Below are 10542 nucleotides of genomic sequence, written 5' to 3'. Positions count from 1 at the left end.
GGTCACATTCCGAACCCGGAAGCTAAGCCTCACAGCGCCGATGGTACTGCAGGGGGGACCCTGTGGGAGAGTAGGACACCGCCGGACTTCTTTCGTGAAATGGCCACCCAGAGTTGGGTGGCCATTTCTCGTTAACGCGTACGTGGGAGGACAGAGAAGATGACGGACGAAGAGCGCCCTGGACGGTCGGGCGGTAAGCGGAAGTTCACGCCTGCTTCCTCGCGATCGCGAGACGAGCGACCGCGGGATCGCGGGCGCTCGGAGCCCACCGATCGCGAGCGTCGCTCACCCGAGCGTCGTGACGGCGAGCGTCGTCCGTACGAAAAGCGGGATGGCGAGCGTCCGTCATACCCCCGTCGTGATGGTGACCGTCCGTCGTACCCGCGTCGTGATGGCGACCGTCCTTCGTACCCCCCGCGCGACGGTGAGCGTCGTCCGTACGAGAAGCGCGATGGTGACCGTTCGTCGTATCCGAAGCGTGACAGTGAGCGTCGCCCGTACGAGAAGCGTGACGGTGAGCGTCGTCCGTACGAGAAGCGTGACGGTGATCGGCCTTCGTCCCCGCGTCGTGATGGCGACCGGCCTTCGTACCCGAAGCGCGACGGGGAGCGTCGTCCGTACGAGAAGCGTGACGGTGACCGGCCGTCGTATCCGCGTCGTGATGGTGACCGGCCTTCGTACCCGAAGCGCGACGGGGAGCGCCGTCCGTACGAGAAGCGTGACGGTGACCGGCCGTCGTACCCGCGCCGCGAAGGGGACCGTCCCTCGTACCCTCGCCGCGAAGGGGACCGTCCCTCGTACCCGCGCCGTGATGGTGACCGGCCTTCGTACCCGAAGCGCGACGGGGAGCGCCGTCCGTACGAGAAGCGCGACGGCGAGCGGCCCTCGTACCCGCGCCGCGAAGGGGACCGTCCCTCGTACCCTCGCCGTGACGGCGAGCGTCGCCCCTTCGAGGGGCGTGACGGCGACCGTCGCGCCTCGCGCCCGACGCAGGGTTCGGACCGCCGGAACGTCCCCGCCGGACCGGTCGTCCCCGACGACGTGACGGCCCGCGACCTCAACGGTGCCGCGCGCAACGAGCTGAAGACCCTGAGCAAGGACAACGCCGAACAGGTCGCGCGGCACCTCGCGATGGCTGCGCGTCTCATCGACGAGGATCCTGCGCTCGCACACGAGCACGCTCTCGCGGCATCTCGAAGCGCGGGCCGTATCGCCGTCGTCCGCGAGACCGTCGCGATCACGGCCTACGCCGTGGGGGACTTCGCCCTCGCGCTCCGCGAGCTGCGGACGTTCCGACGGATCTCGGGTCGCGACGACCAGATCGCCCTCATGGTCGACAGCGAGCGTGGCGTCGGTCGGCCCGACCGCGCGCTCGAGGTGGGACGCGCGGTCGATCGCGCAAGCCTGCCGACCGAGGTCCGCGTGGAGCTCGCGATCGCGATGTCCGGGGCGCGCCTCGACCTCGGCGAACCCGAGCGGGCGCTGCAGGAGTTGGACATCCCCGAACTCGACCCCGACACCGCCTACCCGTGGAGCCCGGGCCTCTTCGCCGCACGCGCAGCCGTGCTCGAGGAGCTCGGTCGTGACGACGAAGCCGCCCAGTGGCAGCAGCGGGCCGACGTCGCCGCGGCGGCTCTCGGCGAGATCGACGCCGACTCCGAAACCATCGAGATCGACGAGATCGACGAGATCGAGACCGATGAGCCGGCCGAGATTGAGACCGATGAGCCGGCCGAGGTCGAGACCGATGAGCCGGCCGACGATGAGGCATCCGGTCAGGAGGACGGCCCGGGGGAGCGCGCCTGATGGGGCTGTTCTCGCGCTCACGTCCGACGCCGCTCGACGGCGTCGACCTGATCCTCGCCGACCTCGACGGCGTGGTCTACGCCGGTGACGGTGCGATTCCGCACGCCGTCGAGAGTCTGACGCGGGCCCGGGCGGATCGTCCTCTCGGCTACATCACCAACAACGCGTCGCGACGCGACAGCGTCGTCGCCGGGCACCTCACCGGGCTCGGCCTCGAGACGCAGCCCCACGAGATCGTGACGAGCCCCCAAGCGGCTGTCCGCCTGCTGCGCGACCGCGTGCCGGAGGGCGCGACCGTCCTCGTGGTCGGCGGCGACGGTCTCGTGCACGAACTCGAGAAGGCCGGGTTCACCGTCACCCGCAGCGCCGACGACCGGCCCGCGGCCGTCGTGCAGGGATTCGCCCCGGAGGTCGGCTGGGCTCAGCTCGCCGAAGCGGCCTACGCGCTCGCCCTCCCCGAGGACCAGGGCGGGATCCCGTGGATCGCGACCAACACTGACTGGACCATCCCGCAGGCCCGAGGTATCGCGCCGGGCAACGGAACCCTGGTCTCGGCCGTCCACACCGCCGTCGGTCGCCTCGCGACGGTCGCCGGCAAGCCCGAACGGCCGATCTTCGATGAGGCCGTCGCGCGATTCGGGGCGCGGCATCCGCTCTTCATCGGGGACCGGCTCGACACCGACATCGCCGGCGCGCAGGCGGCGGGGATCGACTCCGTACTGGTCCTGACCGGCATCGATCGGCCGAAGCACGTGCTCGCGGCACCGACGGTGTCGCGACCGACGTTCATCGTGGGGGACCTCCGAGAGCTGCACGAGCCGTACCCCGAGACGATCGTCAAAGGCGACGTCACGACGGTCGGCGGCGCGTCGGTCCGCATCGACGGCCCGGACGTCCACATCCTGTCCGCGGGGGATCGTCCGATCGATCTCGTCCGTGCCGGTGCCGCGGCGATCTGGAACACCGGCCGCGCGATCTACGGCTTCCGGGTGCCGGAACAGCTCTACGCCGACCCGTTCCACCGCCGCTGAGCGCGCCCGCCCGCGCCAGCCGTCGCGCCGCGTAGGGTGGGACGCATGTCGATGGATGCCGCTGACGGTCCGGTCCGCCGCGAAGACCTGCTCTCGACGCTCGAGGTCATCGAGGATCAGCCCCTCGCCGAACGGGCCGCCGCCTACGCGCTCCTGCACGACGAGCTGGCCAAGCGCCTCGAGTCGGGCCCGCGCGACACCCACGCATGACGACCCGTCTCGACGCGGCCGTCGCCGCCCGCGGACTCGCACGCTCGCGCACGCACGCGGCGCAGCTCATCGACGCCGGTCTCGTGAGCGTCGACGGTCAGCCGGTCGTGAAGTCGTCGGTCAAGGTCGGTGACGATCAGCTCATCGAGGTCGCGGCATCCGATCACTACGTCAGTCGCGCCGCGCACAAGCTGATCGCGGCGCTCGACGCGTTCGCCGTCGACCCGCGAGGGCGGGTCGCGCTCGACATGGGCGCGTCGACGGGCGGATTCACGCAGGTACTCGTCGAACGGGGCGCCGTCCGCGTGCTGGCCGTCGACGTCGGACACCGCCAGCTCGCCGCCGAGATCGCCGCCCTTCCCGAGGTCGTCGCGGTCGAGGGGTTCAACGTCCGGCACATGACCGCCGCGTCGCTCGCCGAGGCCGCCGGCGCCGCCGACGTCCCCTCGCTCGTCACGGGCGACCTCTCGTTCATCTCCCTCACCCACGTCCTGCCGGCTGCGGCGGCGGTCTGCGCGGCGGACGCCGATCTCGTCCTGCTCGTGAAGCCCCAGTTCGAGGTCGGCCGCACGGGCGTGCGGGAAGGACTGGTGACGGATGCCGGGCGCCGAGCAGATGCCGTCGCGACCGTCCTCTGGTCGGCGTGGGACGCCGGCCTCGGCACGCACGGCGTCATCGCGTCGCCGATCGCGGGCACCCACGGCAATCGGGAGTTCCTCATCCACCTGCGTCCCGGGACGACCGACGACGCGAATCCGACACAATGGTTGGACACCGTGAACCGACTGGCGGGAGCCGCATGACCGACGCGACGCGCAACATCCTCGTGGTGGCGCACGCGCTGCGGGAGAACACCGTCGAGGGCGCGCGGCGCGTCGTCGCCGCCGTGCACGCGGCCGGTCTGCAGCCCGTCGTCCCCGGCGACGATCCGGAACTCGCGGCGGTCCTCGGCGACCTCGACACGGCGGTCCTCGGCGAGGGCGGCGTCGACGTCACCGACATCGAGGTCGCGATCGTCCTGGGCGGCGACGGCACGATCCTGCGCGCGGCCGAGCTGGTGCGCGCGGCATCCGTCCCGATCCTGGGCGTCAACATGGGGCACGTCGGCTTCCTCGCCGAACTCGAGGCGGACGACATCGACGAGGCGATCGGTCGTGCGCTCGCGCGCGATTACGAGATCCACGAGCGGATGACGCTGTCGGTCGAGGTGCGCGACGCGCAGGACGCCGTCGTGTACCGGACCTGGGCGCTCAACGAGGCGACCGTGGAGAAGGCATCCCGGGAGCGCATGCTCGAAGTGATGATCGAGATCGACGGTCGTCCGCTGTCGTCGTTCGGCTGCGACGGCGTCGTCGTCGCGACCCCGACGGGCTCGACGGCCTACAACTTCTCGGCCGGCGGACCCGTCGTCTGGCCGTCGGTGCAGGCGCTGTGCCTCGTGCCGCTGTCGGCGCACGCGCTGTTCGCACGGCCGGTCGTGCTGGGACCCGAGACCTCCGTGTCGATCGACGTCCTCGAGCGCAACCAGGGCCGCGCCGTGCTGTGGAGCGACGGCCGCCGTTCGCACGATCTCCCGCCGGGAGCGCGGGTCGTGGTGCGACGGTCCACGCGCCCCGTGCGCCTCGCGCGACTGCATCCGTCGGTCTTCACCGATCGGCTCGTCCGCAAGTTCCAGCTGCCCGTCGCGGGCTGGCGGGGTGCCACGGAGGCGACGCCGTGATCGAGCAGATCCGCCTCCGCGACCTCGGGGTCATCGCGGGGGCGACCCTGCCGATCGGTCCCGGCTTCACCGCGATCACCGGTGAGACGGGCGCCGGCAAAACGATGGTCGTCACGGGTCTCGGCCTGCTGCTCGGCCAGCGGGCCGATTCCGGCGCGGTCCGCGCCGGTGCCGAGCAGGCCGCGGTCGACGGCGTGTGGATCGTGCCCGAGGACGGACCCGTCGTCGAACGGGTGCGGGATGCCGGGGGCGACATCGAACCCCTCGGGGACGGCCGCGCCGAGCTCTACCTCGGACGCACGCTCTCGAGCGAGGGCCGCAGCCGCGCGACCGTCGGCGGCCGCACCGCTCCGGCCGGCGTGCTCGCCGACCTCGCGGACCAGCTCGTCGTCGTCCACGGTCAGTCCGATCAGCTGCGGCTCACGTCGGCCGCGGCGCAGCGCGAGGCGCTCGACCGGTTCGGCGGTGCTTCGGTCGCCGAGGCGCAGGAGCGCTACCGCGCGGTGTGGGATGCCTGGCGCACCGCCGCCGCCGACCTCGAGACCCTGACGACCGAACAGGATGCCCGCGTCCGCGAGGCGGAGGAGTTGCGCGCCGCGATCGCGGACATCGAGGCGGTCGACCCCCAGCCCGGTGAGGACACGGAGCTCGCGCAGCGCGCCGAGCGCCTCGCCAACGCCGAGGAGCTGCGCCTGGCGGCGGCGACGGCGCACGCTGCGCTGTCGAACGAAGACGATCTGCCCGACGTGCAGGGGCTGCTCGCCGAGGCGCGCCGCGCGCTCGAGCGCGCGGCCGGGTCCGACGAGGCGCTGCGCGCTCACGCCGCCGTCATCGAGGAGCTCGGGTACCGCGTCGCCGACGTCGCGGGTGAGCTGAGCGGCTACCTTGCCGACCTCGACGAGGGCGGCCCCCACGAACTCGCGGCCGTCGAGGAGCGCCGGGCGGCCCTGAACGGGCTCGTCCGCGTGCACGGCTCGCTCGAGGCCGCCCTCGAACTGCTCGCCTCCGGCTCTGCGCGCCTGGCCGAGCTCGACGACGACGGCGACCGCATCGACCGGCTGACGGCCGAACGGGACCGGCTGCGCGATGAGCTCGACGCGCGCGCGACGGAGCTGACCGACGCGCGGCGAGCGGCGGCATCCCGTCTGGGGGAGGCGGTCACCGACGAGCTCCGTCACCTCGCCCTGCCCGACGCCACCGTGACTGTCGCCGTCGAGCCCGGCCCCGAGGCCGCGCACGGTCGCGACGTCGTCACGATCCAGCTCGCGCCGCATCCGGGCGCGTCGCCCCGCCCCGTCGCGCGCGGCGCGTCGGGCGGCGAACTCAGCCGGGTCATGCTGGCCATCGAGGTCGTCATCGCCGCGACCGACCCCGTTCCGACGTTCGTCTTCGACGAGGTGGATGCCGGCATCGGCGGCGCTGCGGCGATCGAGGTCGGACGGCGGCTCGCGAAGCTCGCGGAGACGAGCCAGGTGATCGCCGTCACCCACCTCGCCCAGGTCGCCGCGTTCGCCGGCAACCACCTCTCGGTCGTCAAGGCCAACGACGGGTCGGTGACCGCGTCGAGCGTGCGGCGGCTCGAGGGCGAGGAACGGGCGGCCGAGATGGCGCGACTGCTTTCGGGCATGGCCGACTCGGAGGTCGCGCTCGACCACGCGCGCGAACTCCTCGCGCTCGGCCGCGCCCGCTGAGCGACACCCGCTCGCACTCCGGGCGGGGCACCCGACGGGGCTGATAGAGTGAAAGCCCGTGACGGACTCTTCGGGCGCGGGACGCAAAAACAACGACATCACCAAGCACATCTTCGTGACGGGTGGTGTCGTTTCGTCTCTCGGCAAGGGCCTGACCGCCGCCAGCCTCGGCAATCTGCTCACCGCTCGCGGCCTGCGCGTCGTCATGCAGAAGCTCGACCCGTACCTGAACGTCGACCCGGGGACGATGAACCCGTTCCAGCACGGTGAGGTCTTCGTCACCGACGACGGCGCCGAAACCGACCTCGACATCGGCCACTACGAGCGCTTCCTCGACATCGAGCTGAGCCAGGCGGCCAACGTGACCACGGGTCAGATCTACTCCGAGGTCATCGCCAAGGAGCGCCGCGGCGAGTACCTCGGCGACACCGTCCAGGTCATCCCGCACATCTCCGACGAGATCAAGCGCCGGATGCGGCTGCAGGCGAGCGAAGAGCCCCGCCCCGACGTCATCATCACCGAGGTCGGCGGCACCGTCGGTGACATCGAGTCGCAGCCGTTCATCGAGTCGGCGCGGCAGATCCGCCACGAGCTCGGCCGCGACAACGTCTTCTTCGTGCACGTCTCGCTCGTGCCCTTCATGGGCGCCTCGGGGGAGCAGAAGACGAAGCCCACGCAGCACTCGGTCGCGATGCTGCGCTCCATCGGCATCCAGCCCGATGCACTGGTCCTGCGCAGCGACCGCCCGGTGACGGAGTCCAACAAGCGCAAGATCGCGCTCATGTGCGACGTCGACGAGGACGCGGTCATCAACACCGTCGACCTGCCGAGCATCTACGACATCCCCTCGACGCTGAGCGATCAGGGCCTCGACGCCTACATCGTCCGTCGCCTCGGCCTCGGCGCGAAGGCGGGCGACATCGACTGGACCCGCTGGAACAAGGTCCTGAACGCCGTCCACAACCCGAAACACGAGGTCACCGTCGGCCTCGTCGGCAAGTACATCGATCTGCCGGACGCCTACCTCTCGGTGACCGAGGCGCTGAAGGCCGGCGGCTTCGCGCAGGAGACGAAGGTCCAGATCGTGTGGATCCCGTCCGACCTGTGCGAGACGCCCGAAGGCGCCGCGAAGGCGCTGTCGGCCGTCGACGGCATCGTGATCCCCGGCGGCTTCGGCATCCGCGGCATCGAGGGCAAGCTGGGCGCCCTGAAGTTCGCCCGCGAGCAGGGGCTGCCGACGCTCGGCATCTGCCTCGGCCTGCAGTGCATGGTGATCGAGTACGCCCGCCACGTCGCCGGCATCGAGGGCGCCTCGTCGAGCGAGTTCGACCCCGAGACCCCGCACCCGGTCATCGCGACGATGGCCGAGCAGGTCGACATCCTCGACCGCGGCGACATGGGCGGCACCATGCGCCTCGGCCTGTACGAGGCCGCGCTGGCCGAAGGGTCGCTCGCGGCCGAGCTGTACGGCTCGAACCGCGCCACCGAGCGTCACCGCCACCGCTACGAGGTCAACAACGCCTACCGCCAGCAGATCGCGGATGCGGGCCTCTGGTTCTCGGGCCTCAACCCCGACCTTGACCTCGTCGAATACGTCGAGCTGCCGCGGGACGTGCACCCGTACTACATCGCGACCCAGGCGCACCCCGAGCTCCGCTCGCGCCCGACCGAGGCCAACCCGCTGTTCCGCGGCCTCATCGCCGCGGCTCTCGACCGCCACCGTGCGAGCGAGCTGTTCGACGTCGAGAACGAGGACTGACCCGTGACGGACGCCGCCGCCCTGCAGGACGACGCCGCCGCCGTCACGGTGACCCGCAGCGACACGGTCTACGACGGCCGCGTCTGGAACCTGCGCCGCGACGAGTTCACCTACGGCGACGGGACGATCGTGCGCGAGTACGTCGACCACACCGGCGCGGTCGCCGTGATGGCCCTCGACGAGGAGGGCCGTGTGCTGCTGATCCGGCAGTACCGGCATCCCGTCGGGTTCCGCGACTGGGAGATCCCGGCGGGCCTCCTCGACGTGCCGGGGGAGGACCCCCTCGAGGCAGCCAAGCGCGAGCTCGCCGAGGAGGCCGATCTCACCGCTCAGCAGTGGAACGTGCTGTCCGACTTCTTCACGAGCCCCGGCGGGAGCGACGAGGCGATCCGCATCTACCTCGCCCGCGGTCTCGCGGACGCTCCCGAGGCGTTCGCCCGCACGGAGGAGGAAGCCGACATCGAAGTGCGGTGGGTGCCCCTCGACGAGGTCGTGGACGCGGTCCTCGCCCGCAGGCTGCAGAACCCGTCACTCGTCGTCGCCGCCCTCGCCGCCGCCGCCGGACGCGCGCGCGACTGGTCGACGCTCGGTGCGCCGGACGCCCCCTGGCCGGGACGCTCGCGCCCCGTGGGCGCGGATCGACCGCAGGCCTGAGGCCCCGTGAGGCTCGCGCGCGCCGTCGACGCGTTCCTCCGGCACATCACGATCGAGCGGGGTCTGTCCGCACACACGGTGGCCGCCTACCGGCGTGACCTCGCGGGTTACCTCGAATGGCTCGAAAGTCATGATGTCGTCGACACCGATGGCGTGACGACCGAGCTCGTCACGAGGTTCGCGGCCGAGCGGGCGGCATCCGATCCGCCCCCGGCCTCCACCTCGCTCGCCCGTCTCCAGTCCGCCGTCCGCAGCTTCCATCGTTTCCTCGCCCGCGAGGGGATCGCGACGGAGGATCCGACGAGCCGGCTGCGCCCCCCGAAGGCCCCGATGCGCCTGCCGAAGGCGCTGCCGGTCGACGACGTGATCCGGCTGTTGGATGCCGCCGGGCCCGCGCCCGAGGACGCCGCACCTGGCGAGCTCATCGGGCTCCGCGACCGGGCGCTGCTCGAACTCCTGTATGCGACCGGCGCACGGGTGTCGGAGATCGTCGATCTCGACGTCGACGACCTCCGGCACGGCGAGGTGCTGCGGGTGCGGGGCAAGGGGTCGAAGGAGCGGGTCGTGCCGGTCGGGTCGTACGCGCGGGCGTCGGTCGACGCGTACCTGACCCGGGCGCGACCCGAGCTCTCCCGGCGCGGCCGGGCGACGCCGCGGGCGTTCCTGGGCGCGCGCGGCGCGCCCCTGTCGCGGCAGAGCGCGTGGCTCGTGATCCAGCAGGCGGCGGAACGCGCGAACATCACGGCCCACGTCTCACCGCACACGCTGCGCCACTCGTTCGCGACCCATCTGCTGCAGGGCGGGGCTGACGTCCGCGTCGTGCAGGAGCTGCTCGGTCACGCCTCCGTCGCGACGACGCAGATCTACACCCACGTCACGGTCGACGCGCTGCGCGACGTGTACGTGACCTCGCATCCGCGCGCGAGGTGACCGCGACCGTCGCTGTCAGCACCGGAAGCGTGCGAAGGGAGCCTCGACGGCTCCGCGATACGAAGTCTGGTTGGTGACCCCGTCGTACCAGAGGATGTCGTCCCCTTCGATATCGCCGAGCACGCCGCTGAGGCTGCTCTCCGCGTTGTTGCCGTTTTCCCAGATCTCCGTCCACCAGATGAGGACAGCCCGGTCTTCATCGACAGGCGTCGTGTCGACCTCCACCGTGAACCCAGGATTCTCAGAGAACAACCGCACACTTCGGGATGCGCCCCCCGGCTCGGCAGTTGCCCACCAGACCGTCTCGAGACCGTCGAAAGGTGTGTCGTCTTCAGGGTCTAGGTAAGCCACTCGCACCTGGTCGATCTCGTACCCACACCCGTCCGGGACGATCAGATCGAGCCCGTGGCTCGGATCGGCTGCTACGTAGGCCGATGTGACGGGGCTTCCGCACCCGCTCAGGCTTAGGACAAGTACCCCCGCAATCGCGGGTTTAACGGCTCTCAGTAGCAATAGTCGTATCCCCCCGTTTTCAGGCCAGCGAGAATCTCGTAGATGTTGCCGCATCCGCCCGGGCGATTGAGTGCGAGGCTGACGCCTTCGGCCGCAGCATAGGCCGGGACGAATGCTGGGCCGAGCGAGCGCCTGTCGGCGGCGGGTGAATCCTGGTCACTTTCGGCGCTCGAAAAGTGAACGGTTGCGGGCAGTCTAGCCAGGGGTCTCGTCGGTGGTGGTGCGAAT

10 protein-coding genes, 1 rRNA gene and 1 pseudogene are annotated in these 10542 nt (G+C 71.2%); 10 read left to right on the top strand and 2 right to left on the bottom strand.

The window, feature by feature from the left end:
• From rrf to xerD, 10 genes are all read left to right on the top strand, one after another.
• Nucleotides 1–87, top strand: a 5S ribosomal RNA gene (gene rrf, locus ACPEH0_RS14655); the annotation flags it as partial.
• A gap of 954 nt (nucleotides 88–1041) precedes the next feature.
• Complete coding sequence (locus ACPEH0_RS14650; protein ID WP_366214734.1) at nucleotides 1042–1806, top strand: hypothetical protein; 765 nt, start codon at nucleotides 1042–1044, stop codon at nucleotides 1804–1806.
• Nucleotides 1806–2837 (top strand): HAD-IIA family hydrolase, encoded by a 1032-nt coding sequence (locus ACPEH0_RS14645; RefSeq protein ID WP_366214733.1) that lies wholly within the window; start codon nucleotides 1806–1808, stop codon nucleotides 2835–2837. The genes ACPEH0_RS14650 and ACPEH0_RS14645 overlap by 1 nt, the downstream gene beginning before the upstream one ends.
• A 45-nt stretch (nucleotides 2838–2882) precedes the next feature.
• On the top strand, nucleotides 2883–3047 hold the full coding sequence (locus tag ACPEH0_RS14640) for a hypothetical protein (protein WP_157532573.1): 165 nt from the start codon (nucleotides 2883–2885) through the stop codon (nucleotides 3045–3047).
• On the top strand, nucleotides 3044–3850 hold the full coding sequence (locus tag ACPEH0_RS14635) for a TlyA family RNA methyltransferase (protein ID WP_366214732.1): 807 nt from the start codon (nucleotides 3044–3046) through the stop codon (nucleotides 3848–3850). The genes ACPEH0_RS14640 and ACPEH0_RS14635 overlap by 4 nt, the downstream gene beginning before the upstream one ends.
• Nucleotides 3847–4767, top strand: a complete 921-nt coding sequence (locus tag ACPEH0_RS14630; protein WP_359921254.1) for an NAD kinase — start codon at nucleotides 3847–3849, stop codon at nucleotides 4765–4767. The genes ACPEH0_RS14635 and ACPEH0_RS14630 overlap by 4 nt, the downstream gene beginning before the upstream one ends.
• On the top strand, nucleotides 4764–6458 hold the full coding sequence (gene recN, locus ACPEH0_RS14625) for a DNA repair protein RecN (RefSeq protein WP_217528257.1): 1695 nt from the start codon (nucleotides 4764–4766) through the stop codon (nucleotides 6456–6458). The genes ACPEH0_RS14630 and recN overlap by 4 nt, the downstream gene beginning before the upstream one ends.
• Before the next feature lie 58 nt (nucleotides 6459–6516).
• Entirely contained in the window at nucleotides 6517–8217 is a 1701-nt protein-coding gene (locus ACPEH0_RS14620) for a CTP synthase (RefSeq protein WP_366214731.1), read from the top strand.
• A 3-nt stretch (nucleotides 8218–8220) separates the two neighbouring features.
• Complete coding sequence (locus tag ACPEH0_RS14615) at nucleotides 8221–8871, top strand: NUDIX hydrolase (protein WP_366214730.1); 651 nt, start codon at nucleotides 8221–8223, stop codon at nucleotides 8869–8871.
• A gap of 6 nt (nucleotides 8872–8877) precedes the next feature.
• The gene (gene xerD, locus ACPEH0_RS14610; protein ID WP_366214729.1) at nucleotides 8878–9801 is read left to right on the top strand and encodes a site-specific tyrosine recombinase XerD; all 924 of its coding nucleotides are present in this window, start codon (nucleotides 8878–8880) and stop codon (nucleotides 9799–9801) included.
• Nucleotides 9802–9816: 15 nt separating this feature from the next.
• Here xerD and ACPEH0_RS14605 read toward each other — a convergent pair whose 3' ends face one another.
• Complete coding sequence (locus tag ACPEH0_RS14605) at nucleotides 9817–10026, bottom strand: hypothetical protein (protein WP_366214728.1); 210 nt, start codon at nucleotides 10024–10026, stop codon at nucleotides 9817–9819.
• Between the two features lie 278 nt (nucleotides 10027–10304).
• Nucleotides 10305–10542 (bottom strand): annotated as a pseudogene (locus ACPEH0_RS14600) (hypothetical protein); the annotation flags it as partial.

It is taken from the genome of Microbacterium sp. NPDC079356, assembly GCF_049545465.1.
GTDB classification, from domain to species: domain Bacteria; phylum Actinomycetota; class Actinomycetes; order Actinomycetales; family Microbacteriaceae; genus Microbacterium; species Microbacterium gawkjiense.
This window is presented reverse-complemented; position numbering and strand designations above follow the sequence as displayed.